Origin of the sequence: Clostridium beijerinckii (genome assembly GCA_003129525.1) — a bacterium.
GTDB classification, from domain to species: Bacteria; Bacillota; Clostridia; order Clostridiales; family Clostridiaceae; genus Clostridium; species Clostridium beijerinckii_D.
On sequence record CP029329.1, the window covers coordinates 2533698 to 2552147 of the forward strand.

General features: G+C 29.2%; 24 protein-coding genes and 1 pseudogene. 20 read left to right on the forward strand and 5 right to left on the reverse strand.

All coding sequences use genetic code 11. The annotated features are described in order from the left end of the window. The first annotated feature begins 39 nt into the window (after window positions 1-39). From DIC82_11235 to DIC82_11275, 9 genes are all read left to right on the forward strand, one after another. Window positions 40-501 (forward strand): hypothetical protein, encoded by a 462-nt coding sequence (locus DIC82_11235; protein AWK51566.1) that lies wholly within the window; start codon window positions 40-42, stop codon window positions 499-501. Window positions 502-631: 130 nt separating this feature from the next. After that, window positions 632-940 carry a DNA methyltransferase gene (locus DIC82_11240; protein AWK51567.1) on the forward strand — a complete coding sequence of 103 codons (309 nt, stop codon included), beginning with the start codon at window positions 632-634 and terminating at the stop codon, window positions 938-940. A gap of 225 nt (window positions 941-1165) precedes the next feature. Next, complete coding sequence (gene catA / locus DIC82_11245; GenBank protein AWK51568.1) at window positions 1166-1825, forward strand: type A chloramphenicol O-acetyltransferase; 660 nt, start codon at window positions 1166-1168, stop codon at window positions 1823-1825. A 202-nt stretch (window positions 1826-2027) separates the two neighbouring features. Then, entirely contained in the window at window positions 2028-2708 is a 681-nt protein-coding gene (locus tag DIC82_11250; GenBank protein AWK51569.1) for a transcriptional regulator, read from the forward strand. A gap of 20 nt (window positions 2709-2728) precedes the next feature. Beyond that, window positions 2729-3598, forward strand: coding sequence for a methionine aminopeptidase (locus tag DIC82_11255; GenBank protein ID AWK51570.1), 870 nt, complete (start codon window positions 2729-2731; stop codon window positions 3596-3598). Window positions 3599-3877: 279 nt separating this feature from the next. Then, window positions 3878-4801: a permease gene (locus DIC82_11260; GenBank protein ID AWK51571.1), complete on the forward strand. Its 924-nt coding sequence runs from the start codon at window positions 3878-3880 to the stop codon at window positions 4799-4801. Between the two features lie 330 nt (window positions 4802-5131). Beyond that, window positions 5132-5542: a peptide deformylase gene (locus tag DIC82_11265; GenBank protein ID AWK51572.1), complete on the forward strand. Its 411-nt coding sequence runs from the start codon at window positions 5132-5134 to the stop codon at window positions 5540-5542. Between the two features lie 132 nt (window positions 5543-5674). Further along, window positions 5675-6025 (forward strand): DUF2200 domain-containing protein, encoded by a 351-nt coding sequence (locus DIC82_11270; GenBank protein ID AWK51573.1) that lies wholly within the window; start codon window positions 5675-5677, stop codon window positions 6023-6025. A gap of 194 nt (window positions 6026-6219) precedes the next feature. Then, a complete protein-coding gene (locus tag DIC82_11275) occupies window positions 6220-7284 on the forward strand; it encodes a galactose ABC transporter substrate-binding protein (GenBank protein AWK51574.1) in 1065 nt (354 codons plus the stop codon). 299 nt (window positions 7285-7583) lie between these two features. Here the strand turns inward: DIC82_11275 and DIC82_11280 are convergent, their stop codons facing one another. Next, window positions 7584-8159 (reverse strand): hypothetical protein, encoded by a 576-nt coding sequence (locus DIC82_11280; GenBank protein AWK51575.1) that lies wholly within the window; start codon window positions 8157-8159, stop codon window positions 7584-7586. Window positions 8160-8618: 459 nt separating this feature from the next. Between DIC82_11280 and DIC82_11285 the strand changes: the two genes are divergently transcribed. From DIC82_11285 to DIC82_11310, 6 genes are all read left to right on the forward strand, one after another. After that, the gene (locus DIC82_11285; protein ID AWK51576.1) at window positions 8619-8855 is read left to right on the forward strand and encodes a transcriptional regulator; all 237 of its coding nucleotides are present in this window, start codon (window positions 8619-8621) and stop codon (window positions 8853-8855) included. Beyond that, window positions 8856-9311 carry a peptide deformylase gene (gene def / locus DIC82_11290; protein AWK51577.1) on the forward strand — a complete coding sequence of 152 codons (456 nt, stop codon included), beginning with the start codon at window positions 8856-8858 and terminating at the stop codon, window positions 9309-9311. Between the two features lie 274 nt (window positions 9312-9585). Next, window positions 9586-10296 carry a D-alanyl-D-alanine carboxypeptidase gene (locus DIC82_11295; protein ID AWK51578.1) on the forward strand — a complete coding sequence of 237 codons (711 nt, stop codon included), beginning with the start codon at window positions 9586-9588 and terminating at the stop codon, window positions 10294-10296. 145 nt (window positions 10297-10441) lie between these two features. Continuing rightward, the gene (locus DIC82_11300; GenBank protein AWK51579.1) at window positions 10442-11134 is read left to right on the forward strand and encodes a DNA-binding response regulator; all 693 of its coding nucleotides are present in this window, start codon (window positions 10442-10444) and stop codon (window positions 11132-11134) included. After that, entirely contained in the window at window positions 11124-12227 is a 1104-nt protein-coding gene (locus tag DIC82_11305) for a two-component sensor histidine kinase (GenBank protein AWK51580.1), read from the forward strand. Before DIC82_11300 ends, DIC82_11305 begins: the two co-directional genes overlap by 11 nt. A gap of 93 nt (window positions 12228-12320) precedes the next feature. Next, the gene (locus tag DIC82_11310; protein ID AWK51581.1) at window positions 12321-12857 is read left to right on the forward strand and encodes a hypothetical protein; all 537 of its coding nucleotides are present in this window, start codon (window positions 12321-12323) and stop codon (window positions 12855-12857) included. A gap of 3 nt (window positions 12858-12860) precedes the next feature. Here the strand turns inward: DIC82_11310 and DIC82_11315 are convergent. After that, window positions 12861-13160, reverse strand: a pseudogene (locus DIC82_11315) (NADPH-dependent oxidoreductase). A 217-nt stretch (window positions 13161-13377) separates the two neighbouring features. Between DIC82_11315 and DIC82_11320 the strand changes: the two are divergent. Both DIC82_11320 and DIC82_11325 read left to right on the forward strand, forming a co-directional pair. Beyond that, window positions 13378-14745, forward strand: coding sequence for an ATPase (locus tag DIC82_11320; protein AWK51582.1), 1368 nt, complete (start codon window positions 13378-13380; stop codon window positions 14743-14745). 271 nt (window positions 14746-15016) lie between these two features. After that, a complete protein-coding gene (locus tag DIC82_11325; protein AWK51583.1) occupies window positions 15017-15691 on the forward strand; it encodes an NAD(P)/FAD-dependent oxidoreductase in 675 nt (224 codons plus the stop codon). Window positions 15692-15737: 46 nt separating this feature from the next. Here the strand turns inward: DIC82_11325 and DIC82_11330 are convergent, their stop codons facing one another. The 3 genes from DIC82_11330 to DIC82_11340 form a co-directional block, all read right to left on the reverse strand. Continuing rightward, window positions 15738-15956 carry a DUF2922 domain-containing protein gene (locus DIC82_11330; protein AWK53076.1) on the reverse strand — a complete coding sequence of 73 codons (219 nt, stop codon included), beginning with the start codon at window positions 15954-15956 and terminating at the stop codon, window positions 15738-15740. A gap of 71 nt (window positions 15957-16027) precedes the next feature. Continuing rightward, window positions 16028-16252: a hypothetical protein gene (locus tag DIC82_11335; protein AWK51584.1), complete on the reverse strand. Its 225-nt coding sequence runs from the start codon at window positions 16250-16252 to the stop codon at window positions 16028-16030. 86 nt (window positions 16253-16338) lie between these two features. After that, window positions 16339-16524 carry a hypothetical protein gene (locus DIC82_11340; GenBank protein ID AWK51585.1) on the reverse strand — a complete coding sequence of 62 codons (186 nt, stop codon included), beginning with the start codon at window positions 16522-16524 and terminating at the stop codon, window positions 16339-16341. Window positions 16525-17180: 656 nt separating this feature from the next. Between DIC82_11340 and DIC82_11345 the strand changes: the two genes are divergently transcribed. From DIC82_11345 to DIC82_11355, 3 genes are all read left to right on the forward strand, one after another. Further along, the gene (locus tag DIC82_11345) at window positions 17181-17378 is read left to right on the forward strand and encodes an XRE family transcriptional regulator (protein AWK51586.1); all 198 of its coding nucleotides are present in this window, start codon (window positions 17181-17183) and stop codon (window positions 17376-17378) included. An 82-nt stretch (window positions 17379-17460) separates the two neighbouring features. Beyond that, window positions 17461-18252: a phage regulatory protein gene (locus DIC82_11350; GenBank protein AWK51587.1), complete on the forward strand. Its 792-nt coding sequence runs from the start codon at window positions 17461-17463 to the stop codon at window positions 18250-18252. Beyond that, window positions 18242-18406, forward strand: coding sequence for a DUF1540 domain-containing protein (locus DIC82_11355; GenBank protein ID AWK51588.1), 165 nt, complete (start codon window positions 18242-18244; stop codon window positions 18404-18406). The genes DIC82_11350 and DIC82_11355 overlap by 11 nt, the downstream gene beginning before the upstream one ends. Window positions 18407-18450: the final 44 nt, after the last annotated feature.

Below are 18450 nucleotides of genomic sequence, written 5' to 3' on the forward strand. Positions count from 1 at the left end.
AGATTCAGAATGTTATTAATTAGCAAGGAGGATTTATAAATGAATAATGAATTTTTAGAAGCTAGAATAAACTTATTATCACAATTTGATAATAATGGGAATGTTGTTTTATCTACATCACATAATGATTTTGTTACATCAAGGACTGTTACAGTAATTCCTTTTAATAATGCGCTTTATTTTACTTCTATTAAGCGTCCGGGAGCAGTGAAGATGGAACAAATCGAAAAAAATCCTAATGTCGCAATATGTGTAAATTCTATACAAATCACTGGAGTTGCTTCAATTCTAGGATTAGTGTCTGATGATGAAAATGCTGAAGTTATGGCAATATATAAGGAAAAGTTACCAGAATCATATGAACGATTTGCAGTAGCACCTAGCTGTATGCTTATAAAAATAGATTTGAGAGCATCTAAGAGTTGGAAAGTTGTTAATAAGAAGATCGAAACAACAACTATTGATTTTGTTAATGAAACTATAACAAATAATATTATATAAACTTCAATTGTAAAGACTCAATTATTTTATATAAAAATTAAAAGGGATTCTATCATTAAAAAAGAAGATTAAATATGGTGCAAAAATATCACAATATCTCCAAGAAAGGATTCGTATCACAGGTGAATATATGGAAAAAATTATGAATGAACAATTAATTTATGAAATACTTTCCGTTGTGGAAGAAATCCCTGAAGGGAAAGTGGCTACATATGGACAAATTGCAAGCCTTATTGGCAGAGGCAAAAATGCAAGGCTTGTCGGGAAGGTTCTTAGCCAGGCAGAATTTTATGGGAGATATCCATGTCATCGTGTGGTAAATCATGCTGGAAGGTTAGCTCCGGGGTGGCAGGAACAACGATTTCTGCTATTAGAAGAAGGTGTATCCTTTAAAGATGAGAATCATGTTGTTATGAAGGAAAATCAGTGGGAGTGTTAGGATGGAGATGCAAGATCGTCGATTATGTAATTTTGTTATATAATAAAAAAATTACATAAGTGAGGATGCATCATGAACAAACATAAGAGCGTATCGAGTGTCTATCACCTTTATGTTATAATAAATTGAAGATAAATATCATTGCAAAAGGGAGATTGAAATGGCTAGGTCACGGAAAATAGCCTTCTAAAATAGAATTACAAAAATTTTTAGGAGGCCCAAATTATGAATTTTAATTTAATAGATATTAAACATTGGAGTAGAAAGCCATACTTTGAACATTATTTAAACAATGTAAAATGTACTTATAGTATGACTGCCAATATAGAAATAACTGATTTATTGTATGAGATTAGACTCAAAAATATTAAATTGTATCCTACACTCATTTATATGATTGCAACTGTGGTTAATAATCATAAAGAATTCCGTACTTGTTTTGATCATAGTGGTAGTTTAGGATACTGGGATAGCATGAGTCCAAGCTATACTATTTTTCATAAAGAAAATGAAACATTTTCAAGTATTTGGACGGAATATAACGAAAGTTTTCCACGTTTTTATAGTGATTATTTTGATGATATAAAAAACTATGGAAATATTATGAAGTTTACTCCGAAATTAAATGAACCTGATAATACATTTCCAGTATCAAGCATTCCTTGGGTGAGTTTTACAGGATTTAATTTAAACGTGTATAATGAAGGAACATATTTAATTCCTATTTTTACTACAGGAAAGTATTTCAAACAAGAGAATAAAATGTTTATTCCTATATCAATACAAGTACATCATGCTATTTGTGATGGTTATCATGCTAGTAGATTTATTAATGAGATGCAAGAATTGGCATTTAGTTTTCAAGATTGGTTAGAAAATAAATAAATATATTTAAATAGTTATGTATTGATTACATTATTTATGGATTAATAAAAATAAAGAATAGAAGAAATACCGTATTATTCAATAGAAAATGAATTTGCGGTATTTTTTTACTGAAAGCAACTTTTGGTTGTCAGTTTTGTTATATTTAAGTGGTAGAAAAATGATGGTATTGTAAGTATACTAATACTCGGAGGGATTAACTATGAGTTTTCAAGAACAATTGCAAACACTTAGAAAAGCAAAAGGTTTATCACAAGAAAAATTAGCTGAATTCTTAGGTATATCAAGACAAGCAGTTGCAAAATGGGAAGTAGGACAGTCTTATCCTGATATAGCTAGATTAATTGCATTAAGTGATTTCTTTAAAGTAAGCATTGATAAATTAGTTAATGATTATGAAGAAAACTGTCGCTTGTGTATTGAAGAAAATAAAGTTGATAATATAAATGAAAATATAATTGATTTTTTATGCAGGGCTAAAAAATCCACATATGCTGGAGGGGGTATAGAGAATAAATCATCAAGACCAAATTCTCATGACTTAGAATATGTAGACGGAAACTTAAAATATATTGATACTTATTTAGGTGGAGAAAGATTTTCAGGAGAAGAAGGTTTATGGCAAGATGATATTCCATTTTGGTCAATGAATTACAGTGGAAGAGTTTTGGATGAAAGATTTTCAGGTAATTTTTTAAAGGAAGCTTTGAGCTTAGTGACTGAGGATAATCCATATAGAGGTCCTATTATTTATCAAAATGGACAGTATAAATATCATTGTATTATAAATGGAGAATTTAATTGGTTTCAAGGATATGAGGAAATATATTTTGATGAGATTAAAGTTTATGAATGTTATTTTCATGGAGGGTCAATTAAATAGTTAAAATAAGGAGTAATAGCATGATATTAAATAGGAATGATTTATGTTGGTGTAAAAGCGGAGCTAAATATAAAAATTGTCATTTAGAATTTGATAAAAAGTTAAGTGACTTAAAAAGAAAAGGGCATATAGTACCAACAAAAGATCTTATAAAAACAAAAGAGCAAATTGAAGGAATAAAAAAGAGTGCCGAAATTAATAATGGTCTTCTAGACTTAATTAGTGAAAACATCAGAGAAGGTATGACAACAGAAGAAATAGATAAATTAGCATATGACTATACAGTATCTAATGGTGGAATTCCAGCAACTCTTAATTATGATGGATTTCCTAAAAGTATTTGTGTATCAATAAACAATGTGGTATGCCATGGAATACCAAGTAAAGATGTTATCCTTAAAAATGGTGATATTGTAAATGTAGATGCAACAACTATACTTAATGGATATTATTCAGATGCATCAAGAATGTTCATGATTGGTGAAGTAAATGAAGAAGCTAAGAATTTGGTTCAAGTAGCTAAGGAATGTTTAAATAAAGGATTGGAAGAAGTTAAACCTTGGGGATTTTTAGGAAACATTGGAGCAGCAATTCAGGAACATGCGGAAAGTAATGGATATTCAGTAGTTAGAGATTTTGGAGGACATGGAGTTGGATTAGATATTCATGAAGAGCCATTTGTTTTTCATTTTGGAAAAAGAGGAACAGATATGATTTTAGCACCTGGAATGGTATTTACAATTGAACCAATGATAAATGCCGGAAGCTATGAAATATTTATAGATGAAAATGACGGATGGACAGTGCTTACAAGTGATGGTTCTCTTTCTGCACAATGGGAACATACAGTTCTTGTAACAGAAGAGGGAGTAGAAGTTATTTCAAAATAACCAACTATGAAGGAAATTCGCTATTTAGATAAGCTAATGGATTATTTAGCAAAAAGGAAAAGTAATGGATAAGATTTTAACAAAATAATGATTAAAAACCAAGAAACACTGATTTTATATGCAAAATAATCGGTGTTTTTTTGTTGAACAGGATTAATTTTAATATTCAAAGTAAAGTTTACAATAATAAAGTTGAAATAAATTCATGTTAATTACTCAAGGCACAAAGACTTAAGTTTAGGAATAAGATAAATAATACTTGAATTAGGAGGCAGTGAAATGGAAATGTCCACTATTATAAAGAGTGTTATTTCTTTATTTTTAATAATGTTGGTAGGCTTTTATTGCAGTAAAAAAGAAATTATAAACAGTAATGTGAGCAAGGGGTTAACCCGTATACTCTTGGATATTACACTACCCTGCATGATTATAGTGTCCTTTAGTTTACCATATGATGAAGGTGTTAAAAGTAATATCATGAAGACCTTTTATTATAGTTTTTTAACATACATTATAATTGCAATTACATCGTATGTATTAATGATGCCAGTTAAAGACGAAAGAAAGCTTATATTGCACTTTTCAAATATATTTACTAATACTGGATATATTGGTTTTCCTATATTAAATGTTATATATGGTGCAGAGGCTGTAATGTACGGAGCAATATTCAATATTTTTTTTACAATATTTCTTTGGACCTACGGAGTTATTATATTTAAGGGAAAAGTAGAAAAGCAGGATTTAGTAAAAGAAATATTTAAGGCACTGAAAAATCCATCATTAATTGCTGTTTATATGGGAATCGCAATGATGTTATTTGATCTGAAACTGCCAGCAGTAATTTTAGCAAGTGTAAATTCTATAGGAAATATGACTGGACCAATATCTATGATAATAGTTGGAGCACTTTCATATAAAATAAATATAAAAGAGTATTTAATAGATTGGACATTATACTATGGCATAGCTGTAAAATTAATCATAATACCAGCGTTTTTATGTTTTATATCATTATTGATACAAGATAGAACAATAGTTTCAAATTCAGTAATAATTCTAGCTTCAATGCCTGCAGCAGCAATGACTTCTATATTTGCCGATAGCTTTAATATAAAGAAAGATTATGCAGCTGTATTTGTAGTTGCAACTACTTTATTGTCAGTATTTACACTGCCAATACTTTTGAAATTAATAATATAGAAATCTTTCCATATCATTGAGAATTCTTAAAATGGAAGAAAATAAATGTAGGGTGCTGGTAGCACCCTGTCATGATTCTAGCTACATGGACAACCAAAATAAATTGAACATGATTAAATATTAAAACATAAGACAATGATATTAAAAGTGTCATTGGTTTATGTTATAATTTTTTTGAGTTAACTATGTGTATTAAGTGAAGAACTTATAGTTAAGTATAGTAAGGGATATAATCAAGCAAATTTATTTAATAAGGTTGGGTTCTATGATATATTTTAAAATCAAATCTTATTTTTTATAAAAAATATAACAGAAAAAGAGGTATAAATTATGATAAAACCAATTGTAAAAGATGTATTGTTTTTAGGACAAAAATCAGAAGAGGCAACTAAAAATGATATAGTAGTAATTGATGATTTAATAGATACATTAAGAGCAAACTTAGAGCATTGTGTTGGATTGGCTGGCAATATGATTGGAGTTAAAAAGCGTATATTGGTATTTGCTGTAGGCAACCTTATTGTGCCTATGGTAAATCCAGTTATATTAAAGAAGGAAAAGCTTTATGAAACAGAAGAGAGTTGTTTATCTTTAATTGGCTTTAGAAAAACAAAGAGATATGAAACGATAAAGGTGGAGTATCTTGATAGAAATTTTAATAAGCAAAAGCAAGTGTTCACTGGATTTACAGCACAAATAATTCAACATGAAATGGATCATTTTGAAGGTATAATAATCTAATTAAATAATTTAAACAGTACTTACCATAAGAAAAGGTTGTTGCTTGAATACAATATAAAAAATATAATTAAAACTTGAAGTTGAAATAATAGAAATTATAAATATATAGTATTAAATAAGTGAGGATGTATCATGAATAAACATAAAATCTATACAATGAGTGTAGCAAGTGTCTATCCACTTTATGTTATAAAGGCGGAGAAAAAAGGACGTGCAAAAACAGAAGTTGATGAAATCATACACTGGTTAACAGGATATAGCCAGGAAGAGCTAGAAGTGCAACTAGAAAAACAGACTGACTTTGAGACTTTCTTTGGGTCAGCTCCAAAGATGAATCCTTTACGGACTTTGATTAAAGGGGTTGTCTGCGGTGTCCGAGTGGAAGACATTGAAGAACCAACTATGCAAGAAATTCGCTATTTGGATAAGCTAATCGATGAGTTAGCAAAGGGAAAAGCTATGGATAAGATTTTGAGAAAATAATAATTAAAAACAAGAAGCGCTGATTTCATAAGTAAAATAATCAGTGTTTTTTGTTGACCAGATTTATTTTAATGCAAAATGAAGTTAACACCAAACATAATTTAGAATTATATATTTTTTTGTTAATGAACATAATAAGGAATGTAATATAGTATTAACGAATATGATTGCGATAATTATGTGGAGGATTAAGAATGAAAATATTAAAAAAAACAATAACTCTTATTATATCTTTAGTTATTATAACTAGTATATTGATGTGTTGCAATGTAAAAATGATAAATACTATCTCAAGTATTGCTACAAGAAGACAAGTTAAAGTAGGAGTAGTAATAAATAATGATAATGTGTTTCTTTCTCTTATTAGTAAAAACTTAGATGATATTCAAAAAGAAAATAAAGATAACGTTCAATTTACTTTTTTTAATGGAAAAGGGAATTCAGCTTTAGAAAGTGAGCTCTTAAATAACATTTTACAAAATAATTATGATTTGATTCTAACCGATGTGCAAGCACCAGAAATAATAAGTGAGTCAATTGTTAAAGCTAAACAAAAGAATATTCCGTTAATTTTCATTAATATAACTCCTACCGGCAATCAAATAAATAAATTTAAGGAATATTCGGAATCCCTTGTTATAAAGATTGATTCTGAGCAAGCTGCTGACCTTCAAGGTAAAATGATTGCTGACTTTTGGAATGTTAATAAAGAGATTATGGATAAAAATAATGATAACATAATGCAATATATTATGATAAAAGGTCGACGTGATAGCTTTGAATCAATAATAAGAACAAACAATTCTCTTTCAGCAATTAATAATGCAGGAATAAAAACACAAGAACTTGCATCAGCATTTGCTAATTGGGATGAAGATTTAGGAAAAGGTGTTATGGAATCAGTATTTTTAAAATATGCTGGTAACATTGAAGTTATAATTGCAAATAATGATGCTATGGCTGTAGGTGCCATAAAAGCGCTTCAAAAATATGGATACAATATTGGTGACCCAAAAAAGACTATTCCGATTTTTGGAATCAATCAAACACCCGAAGCTAAAGATTTAATAAAAAAGGGTTTTATGGCTGGTTCTGTACCAGAAAGTCCTCGTGCTATAGCAGAAGCTCTTTATACTGTTGGAATGAATCTAGTTTCTGGTATTAATCCTATTGAAGGTACAAATTATAAATTTGATAAATCAGGAGTCACAATTCCTATACAATCCCAAGAGTATATAAGTCAAAATGAAAAGCAATAATATTAGCTTTATAAGAGCCGAACACAGTAACTTTTATAAGGATTAGACGGAAAAGCTTACTAGAAGTATCTTTGAATGAATATACAAGTTAAAAAAACAACCTGCTATGTGAAGTTGTCAATCCAAAGTAGACAACTCAAAAAGCCAATGGATGATTAAGTTAATTCATTCCACCCATGACTTTGACAAATCAAAAAGAAAAGAGGAAGCCTTCAGACAATATTTTGGAATTTAAAGGGCATCCTTTTTTACAGAAAAATATAATATAAGCAAATTGCAAGCATATAAATTATCTTAATTTAGCAAAGAACAATGATTTTATATGGAGTAGTTTGGGCAGGTATGCTCTTCGTTGTAGGGCCATAGACAACAATAAGGTTCCTATTTCCAGGATATCTGCTAAAAAGCTGATCATTTGTCAGAATTATCTCAATAGATTGGTCAGTATTTAGTTTTAAATTTCCATCGCTGCTTATAAGTTCATTGTTAAAATAGTCTACAGTAACATTTTGATATACTGTATATTTTGATATAACAATTGCAGGATATTGAGGAGGATAAATAAGAAGTGCAGGTGCGCTTGCATCGTAAAATCCAGTTACTTCATCGCCTACTTCTATCACTGTATGATCGACAAAATAAGTTCCTGGGGATATCACAAAATTTACTAGACCTCTGTCTACGCTTTCTAGTGACATTAATTTATAACAGCCTGCTAATTCATTATCTTGCCCTGAGTAAAAATCTTCAATTCTTACAACGGTACCACTAACAGATGCAAATTTTTGTGCTGTATTTCTCCAATTTGCATTGAAAGAGGGGTGAAAAGCTTGATTCATGTAATAAGGACAATAGGGAAATAGGTTATTATACATATAATACTCCTTTATATATTAATACAAATCTCATTACTAACAGTATATTAGCTAATCTTAGAAGTGTTATTTTTAAAGATAGGGCGGCAAGAAACAATAATGTATCACTTATGTTACATGGAAAAAATAAGAAGTGAAGTTCTTTCCTAAGGAATTTCACTTCTCACATTTTACACGCCTTTTAGCGACTTCGTTCTAGTAATTGATTTCGATATTGGGGTGTATATATTTAATATAGCGGTACTACAAAGTGTGCTATTATTTTAGTTACAACATCGCAATCAAGCCAACTCAAAAGGTGAAGTAATCAATAAAAATAATGTTTTTTGAAAATTAAATAATATGGTATTTTAAAAGTTATGAGTTAAAAAAATTAAACACGATATAATGTTGACTTGACATGAAACTTGAATGAGAATATACTTTTATGTAAGGTAAACATGACAGGAGTGATTGTTAATGAAAAACAAATTAAAAGAATTTCGTGAAGCTATTGGATTAACACAAGAGCAATTGGGAGAGCTTGTAGGAGTATCAAGACAAGCAATAAATTCCATTGAAACAGAAAAATATGAACCATCTATATGGTTAGCTTATGATATTTCAAAAATATTTCACTGCCCCATAGAAAATGTTTTCCTTTTTGAACAAAGTGAAAGAAAATCAAGAGCACAATTAAGCAGGAGGGCAGTCTAAATGGCATTAAGGCAAATCAGACTTTTTGGTGATGAAATATTAAGAAAGAAAAGTAGAGAAGTTGAGGTTGTAGATGAAAAGATAAGACAGATTCTAGATGATATGACTGAGACTATGTATAATGAAGAAAATGGTGGAGGGTTAGCAGCACCACAAATAGGTATACTAAAAAGATTAGTTGTGATAGATATGGGACAGGGGCTTATAAAATTAGTTAATCCAAAGATAATCGGCAAGGAAGGTAGTCAAGAAGTTGTTGAGGGATGCTTAAGTAATCCTAATGTATTTGGAAAATTATTAAGACCAAAAACAGTAAGAGTGCAAGCACTTAATGAAAAAGGTGAAGAAATAATATTAACAGGTACAGGAGATTTAGCGAAATGTTTTTGTCACGAAATTGATCATTTAGAAGGTATTCTTTTTACTGATTTTGTTACTGAATATATAAAAATATAATAGATATTAAATTTTCAGATACCGTATTATTCAAAATTGAATTTGCGGTATTTTTGCTGCATAATTCTAAAATCAATCACATGAAATAAAAAACTTAAAAAACATTGAGCAATATGAGTTGACTTGATTGCGATGTTGAGAGTGGATTAATAAATGTTAGGAAAATATGAATTTTAAACATAGCAAAACTTAAGATTTCGTAAGGTTTTCTTATAAGTATCGTAAGGTGAATCTTCTACAATTAGATTATGTTGTTAGAAGAGGAGTAGAGAGTATGAGAAGTGTATTCAAAAAGATTTTAATATTTATTATAGTAATTTGCGGATTATGGTATGCCATGGAAGGGAAGTCTGCAAAATTAAGAGGAATAAACCTTAATGAAATTGGACTGAATTTAAATGAAAAAAATAAGTTAGCAAATCTAAAAGACATTAATACAAGGAAAGAGCTGGCCCTAGTAAATATAGAGCATGGTTTAAGTAAAGATTACAAGCCCGAAGGATTAACTATGCCAAATATACCATTTGCAGCTGGAGTTAACCAAGAAGAAAAATATGTAGCAGGAATTATTGTAAATCCTATAGAAGAATTAGTCCATGCAGCTAAACAGGAAGGAATTATACTACTTGGTAATTCAGGCTACAGATCATATAAATCACAAAAAGATGTTTATACTAGCAGAATAAAATCAGATGGAAAGAAGCTTGCAGATGCATATGTAGCTAAGCCTGGATTTAGTGAACATCAAACAGGGTTATGCATTGATATTACCAATAAAAGTGGTAATTTTGTAAAAGGAACAAAAGAAGCTGAATGGCTTGCAGAAAATTGCTATAGGTTTGGTTTTATTATAAGATATCCTTATGGAAAGCAAAGTATAACAGACATTGAATATGAACCTTGGCATATTAGATATGTTGGGAAAGAAGCTGCTAAGTATATTTATGATAATAGTATTACATTAGAGGAATACTTAGAAAGATGATTATCAAGTGAAACTTGATTCAGGTGGGGTTTGATCCCCATCTGAATCTTAGTTGAACTTATGCAGGAGCGTGCAGCCGTTAACTCCTACTTGAAGAAGTGGGAGTGTTATGGATGCTAGCTATCGTATAAATTTGGAGGGATAAATGAATAATAATATTCTTGTAGTAGATGATGAAAAAGAAATAAGAGATTTATTAGAAATAAATTTAAAAAATGAAGGATACACTGTCTTTAAGGCAAGTTGTGGCATGGAAGCTTTAGACATATTACATAAGGAAGAAATTCATTTAATAGTTTTAGATATAATGATGCCAGATATGGATGGGCTAGAGGTTTGTAGAAAAGTAAGAGAAAATTATAACATACCAATTCTCATGTTAAGTGCAAAAGTAGAAGATATGGATAAGATTCAAGGGATTATGACTGGTGCAGATGATTATGTATGCAAGCCTTTTAATCAATTGGAACTTACAGTTAGAATAAGAGCATTACTTAGAAGAACTTATTTTTTAAATATTAAAATGCAAACTTCAGAAAATCAAATAAGAATTGAGTCTATGGTTATAGATAAAAGCAAGCATAGGGTAACAGTGGAGGATAATGAAGTAGATTTAACAGCAAGAGAATTTGAGATATTATACTTATTGGCTACAAATAGAGGAAGAGTTTTTAGTGCAGAAGAAATTTTTGAAAAAGTGTGGAAAGAGAAATATTTTCAATCCAATAATACTGTAATGGTGCATATGAGCAGACTTAGGGATAAGATAGAACAGTATATGGAAGGAAATAAGGTAATTCATACGGTATGGGGAGTTGGCTATAAGATTGAAAAATAAAAGATTTTATAAATACTGGTTATTATCCTTAGCAGACGTATTAGGTGCAGCATTACTAACGTATATAATTTTGTATATAAGTAGTAATATATTAATTTATTTATACATGAACACCAAAATTCAGCTTGTTAATTATATTTTTAAATTTTGGAGAATTATTAACTATGATATTTTTGGGAATTATGCTTATCTAATTATTGAAACAGCATTATTTGCAGGGATATACCTGCTTATAACATATAGAAAATCTAAAAGCCTTGCAGCTATTATAGATGAAACTGAAATAATGGCTAGTGGTGATTTGGATAGATTAATAGAAGTTGAGTCAAAAGGTGATATTAAAAACTTAGTGAAAAATATAAATAATATATCAAAGCAGCTTAAAGAGATAACAGTAGAAGAAAGAAAAGCTCAGCAAACTAAAAGTGATTTGATAACAAATGTTTCCCATGATTTAAGAACACCACTAACTTCTATAATAGGTTATTTAGAAATTATAGATAACGATAAGTATAAAGATGAAGTAAGGCTTAGATATTATGCCAATATAGCCTTTGAAAAAGCAAAAGGCTTAAATATACTTATTAATGATTTATTTGAACTTACTAAAATGCAAAATAATACTATTAATTTATATAAGGATGATATTAATTTAGTAGAGCTTGTAGGTCAAGTAGTTACAGGATTTGAATATCAATTTAAGCATGCAGATATGCAATATAGAATTAATTTTTCAGAGGAGAAGTTAATAGTAAATGCAGATGCAGGTAAGTTAGTTCGAGCATTTGAAAATTTACTATCTAATGCAATTAAGTATGGAAAAGATGGCTTTTACGTTGATGTAACAACAAAGCTTGAAGAAAATATGGCAGTAGTTCAAGTTATAAATTATGGGCAATCAATCCCATCAATAGATTTACCACATATTTTCGACAGATTCTATAGGGTAGAAAAATCAAGAAGTAGTGATATAGGTGGATCTGGACTTGGGTTATCTATTACAAAGAATATTATAGAGCTTCATGAGGGAGCGATATCAGCCTATAGTGACAATGATAAAACTATATTTGAGGCTAGATTGCCAGTTAAATAATCACATAACTCAGAAATATTAAAGAATATAATACTTAAATTATGGAATAGCTCTTGCTTAGGCACAAAAAGGTATTATATTTAGGAGGACAAAATGAAAGATAACAAAAAAACAAACAAGTTAACTACTGTATTATTTATAATTTATTTGATTGCATTATTTTGGATTATAGTATTTAAATTCAATTTACAATTACCTCCCTTGAGAAATATGAGAAGTATAAACTTAATTCCGTTTAGTCAACCTTTAATCTTAAATGGTAAAATTGCTTTTGGTGAAATCATTATGAATGTAGTGATTTTTGTACCCCTTGGTATATATGCGGAAATTTTATTTAAAAGATGGGGTACTTTAAAAAAACTTTTCTTATTTTTCTTAATTAGTTTAATATGTGAAGTATTCCAATATATTATAAATATTGGTGCTTCTGATATTACGGATATAATTAATAATACATTAGGAGGATTAATTGGATTAATCATATATAAAGGAAGTGAAAAAGCATTTAAAAATAGTGTTAAGGCACAAAAGTTTATAAACATAATTGCATTAACAGGAACTACCTTAATGATTCTATTTCTTTTTTTACTAAAAATAAACAGACTATGGATATTCAGAATGGGATCTTAATTGAGATTCGGCAGCAACAACTGAAGCTCCTAAAGTTATTCCAACATCAACGGAACCATCAAGAATACCTTCTATATCTTCATGAATTACTTGCTTAGAGCCAGTTTTTTCATAAGCAAGATAAGTTCTATAAAAATCCATTACGAATACTAAGAATACTGGAGCTTTTGCAACATATTCTTGATTGCCTACAAGTTCAGCTAATTTTTCTTTCTTATTTTTTTCCCTTATCACTATAACAGAGGTTTGTTGTCCGTTTATTGAATTGGGCATAGCCTGTGCGCTTTTTATGATTTCATTTATTAATGCCTCAGGAACATCTTTGGGTTCATAGCCTTCATTTTTCCATTTTTATAAAATTCTAAGGCTAAAATTCTCATAATATATTCCTCCAAAAATTACAAGGTTTATTGCTGGTATATTTAAATAGTGGTAAAATTATTATTGAAGAATAAAATTTAAGATATAAATAGGAGATACTAAATAAGATTATAGCTTAAATTGTAAGGAAGTGAGAAACTTGGAAGAACAAATAATAGATCTTAAAAGAGATGCATACAAAAAACTATTAGAGTGGAAAAATAATCACAATAATAAAGTACTATTAGTAGAAGGTGCAAGACAGGTAGGAAAAACTTATTTGGTGAAAAAATTTGCAAGAGAAAATTATAAGCATTTAATATATATAAATCTATTAGAAGAAACAGGAGAAGATTTACTTACAATTTATAATATAATAAAAGAAGAACGTCTATCAGGAAAGCTAGATAGAGAAAAAACAAATTCATTAAAAGAGATGTTTAAGAGATTTTCTAACAATTTTGAAGATAATAAAGAATGCATAATTATAATAGATGAAATACAAGAATCTTATAAAATTTATAATATGATAAGGCAATTTGCAAGAGAATTTAAGGCACATTTTATCATGACTGGAAGTTATTTAGGAAGAGTTGTTATGCAAAAAGAGTTTTGGTCTCCAATGGGGGATGTAGATTTCCTTGAAATAAAGCCATTATCATTTACGGAATTTATTAGAGCGCTTAATTTAACACATAGTTATGAATCATTAGACTTGTATGGAGATGGCGATAAAAAGGATTATGATTTATTTTATGATAAGTATAGAGATTACTTGGAAGTTGGCGGTTATCCAGAGATAGTATGCGAATACTTAAAAAATCACAAGGAAAATATTAATGATTTATTTGAAAAATTATTAAGAGTATTTTGTGAAGAATCATCAAGATATTTTGATGGAGATATATTGACTACTAGAGTATTTGAAGATTGCATAAGCGCAATAATTGAAATTCTAGCTAGAGGAAAAAAAGGAATTAAGGAAAGCAGTTATACGGAAGAATTACAGCAAATCATAACCAAACAATATTCAAGTAATATTACAAAGGAAAATTGTAATAGAGTCCTTCAATGGTTTTACACGTCAAAATTTGTTAAAGACTGTGATAAGCTTATAGATTTTGAGTTTACAAATATAAAAAAGAGGCAAAGATATTTTTTATCTGATGTTGGTATGGCAAATTATGTGATGAAAAAAGCAAACCTATTAATATCAGAATCCAGCGGGTTATTAAATGAAACGTTTGTTTATCATTGTCTTTTGGATAAGATCTCTACAGTTCCTATGTTTGGTATCTACGGTGATGGGGAGCTTGATTTTGTCTACAGAGATAGGGAAAGTGGTTATGTTTACGGAATAGAAGTTAAGGCTGGTAAAAATTCAGGTAAAACTATAACAAAATCATTGGCTAATGGGAAAATAAATTTTGCAGTTTATCTAAAAGGGGTAACGCAAGGTGGAATTTCAAACAAGACGTATACAATTCCAATATTTTTATTTCCAAGAGTTGAGTTAAGTAAAATATAAAGATATTTATAATAAGAGTTTATGTAAGGTAAACTCTTTTTTTATGTTAATAGCAAGTTCAGTATTATCTCCTTCACAAAAACCCCTGGCAGTATTTGTGAAGAAAGAATGACTGAACTTGCTTTTAAAAAGACTTTTAAATAAAATTCAAGTGATTTTATAATCGTGATTTTGGTAGAGTTAAAAATATAAATATGATACAATAAAGTGATATTAATTATTAAGCAATATTAATAATCCGTATTTAAAAGTTAACATTAGGAGGAACACGATGAAAACTGATTTATTAGAAAAAGGAGCAATATTACAAAGGGATAAAGAAACATATGCAATTGCTCCACATTTAACTGCTGGAATAGTAACTCCAGATATTTTAAGAAATATCGCAGATATAGCTGAAAAATATAATGCAGCAGCTATTAAAGTTACAGGGGCTCAAAGAATTGCAATAGTTGGATTAAAAGAAGAAGATTTGGATAATGTTTGGCAGGATCTTGATATGGATCCAGGTGCCGCAGTAGGTTTATGTGTAAGAAGTATAAAAGTATGTCCAGGAACTACTTTTTGTAAAAGAGGCCTTCAAGATTCAGTAGCAGTTGGATCAAAATTGGATAGTTTATATCATGGAAAGGAATTACCTAATAAATTAAAAATGGGTGTAAGCGGTTGCCCACATAGTTGTGCAGATAGTGCATTTAAGGATATAGGATTAATAGGAAGTGGAAAAGGATGGATGTTTTATATTGGCGGAAAAGGTGGGGCCAAGCCAAGAATAGCAGATAGAATAGCACTTTGTATATCAGAAGAAAAGATATATGATCTAATAGAAAAAGTTATTCAAATATATTCTGAAAATGCAACTAATAGAGAAAGATTAGGAGATTACATAGATAGAGTAGGATTAGATGAGTTTAAAGAACAAATAGATCTTAATAGTTATTTATAAAATAAAAAAATAGATGGTCATCTTTTTGACCATCTATTTTTTGAAATTAAGCGACAGTATAATCAGTAACATTTTTAGCAGTAAGTCTAGCATCAGCTTTCTTAACAAAAGCTCCAGCATTAGTTTCAAAAATGTCTTTAGCGATTATTATATCCATAAGGTTATTAACCTGAGCTTCAGTAATTGAAGCTTTTACACCACTTATACTTAATGTAGATTTAGTACCAGCAGCAGTTAAGAACGTCATTGATAAAGAATACTCCATTTCCATCTGTATTTCCCTCCTTTTTTTATTTAGCCAAAATTGACTGGCTAGAGATCTGGCTTTGGATTAAATTAAGCCTGCACTAAAGTTGAAGATTCGTTTAAGTACACATCTCTTGTGTCTGCACTTAAAACTCCCTTAATAGCCTCTGCAACATCAAAAGCATTTTGAGGATTTACATTGTTTTTCACATTTGAAAAACTTTTCTTTGAGAAAATTGGGTCACCTGCCTTATCTACTGAAGTTTGAACTTCTATACTAAGACTGGTATTAGAAATTACTTTACTTGTAGCCATGTGTATTCACCTCCTTAATTTTATTTTCATAAGAGATATATACAAATCATAAAAAAATTACATATTAATTTTAAAATTTTTATAATTTAATGTTCAGAAATGGCATCATTGTCTATAACAATTCCAAGTTTAGTTGATATTATGGTGTTTAGTTTATTAATTGATGATGATAAGCTGACAATTTGTTTTTCAAGTCTTATGAGCAGATAACCACTTACAACTACAGGAAAACCAACATTTGTTATCAAATTTATTAATTCATTAACTTCCATTAAAATCACCTCCTTAAATTACTTATATAAATTTCTAAAAATAATTTCATATCTTTAGAAAAATCTTTCTAATATTATATTTAAGGCATAATCAAAAAAATAACAAGTCCATTTGCCAGCCTATTTTCCATCATAAATGAAGCTCGACTCGCTACGCTCACTGAGTAAGCGATTCACGCAAAATCATAGATTTTGGTTCTCTGCTCATCGGCAAATTGACCTAATAGGCCTGCTATGAGGGCAATTCGTCTCCTTGCCTGATGAAAAATATTCATGGCAACTTTGGACTTGTTATTTATTTTCATATGCCTAAAGCAAATACTGGAGATAAACAAACCTGAAATTATACTTATATGGGAATTTTAATTTTCAATTATCAATTGTAAATTGAGCATTGAAAGTTATCGTCTGGTGCTTATAGCATCTATTTTTTTTGTCAGATTGCGCAAAGTGGCATAAAAAAATTAGGATATTCTGTGGGAGCGAAATTTATATAAAAAATAGTATAAAGAGAACATGGTGGAAATAAAAGAGAAAAAACATTTCAAAATTGAGAAAAAAGGTATTGTAAAAATTTAACAAACATGATAATATTTTCTTGAAAATAGTAAAAGTAAAGTTTTACCAAAAAAATTATATAAGAAGGGGTTTTCAAAATGAACAAATTCAAAATTAAAGAATTAAGAAAGAAAATGAATTTGACGGTACAGGAATTATCAATTAAAAGCGGAGTTGCAATGAGTTATGTATCTACTTTGGAAAATGATAAAAGTGGTTTAACAAATCCTACAATGGAAATCATGATTAAAATATCTAATGCTCTTGGCTGCTCACCAAATGAGGTATTCTTTTAGAATAAAAACTGAGATGGCTTAGATTTCAAACAGATATTTTAAAAGTTTTATATATTTAGATTCTAAGAAAGGAGAAATAATCATGGGTGAAGTTATTTTTAATAAAGCTTTAGGTCAACAATTAACTATTGACACAAGGGATATAGCTGATTTTGCTCAAATTAAACATTATGAAATTTTAAGAAAACTTGATGGAGGATATAGCTCAAAAGCCAAGAGTGGTATAATACAGGTTTTTAATAAAGAAAATATATCAGTTGAAAAGTATTTTATTGAATCTATATATACAGATGCAAAGGGAGAAAAAAGAAAATGCTATTTATGTACCCGTCTTGGTTGTGATTTCTTAGCTAATAAATTTAGTGGAAAAAGGGGAATCATTTTTACTGCAAGATATGTGGACATGTTTCATAAAATGGAAAAGTCTTTAAGGGAGAATAAAGATAGCTATCTTATTGAAGATCCAATAGAGAGGGCAAAACGTTGGATTGGTGAGGCAGAAGAAAGAAAAAGATTAAAAAATGAAGTCATACAAAGCAAACCAAAAGTTCTTTTTGCAGATGCCGTCTCTACTTCTGAGTCTTCCATTTTAGTTTCTGAACTTGCAAAAATACTTAAACAAAATGGAGTGAATATAGGAGGTCTTAGATTATTTAATTATCTTAAGGAAAATGGATATCTAATAAAGAGAAAAGGTTCAGAATATAATATGCCAACTCAGAAATCTATGAACCTTGGGTTATTTGAAATTAAAGAAAACATCATAAAACATGGCAATGGTAAAGTCACAGTTTCAAAAACAAGCAAAATAACAGGAAAAGGCCAAAACTATTTTATAAATAAGTTTTTAGGAGCAAAATATGATGATCGTTAAATGTGCATATAAAACGTGTCTTTATTGCAATAATGGAAAATGCAACAGAGTGGCAATTGAATTAATGAGTTTTGATTATTTAGATGAAAAAAAAGAAGAAAGTCAGGGACTTGAATGCAGAGGATTTAAGTATAATCGGGACTGGATGGAATGATCAATTGTAAACTGTGAATTGTGAACTGTGAATTGAATTAAAGG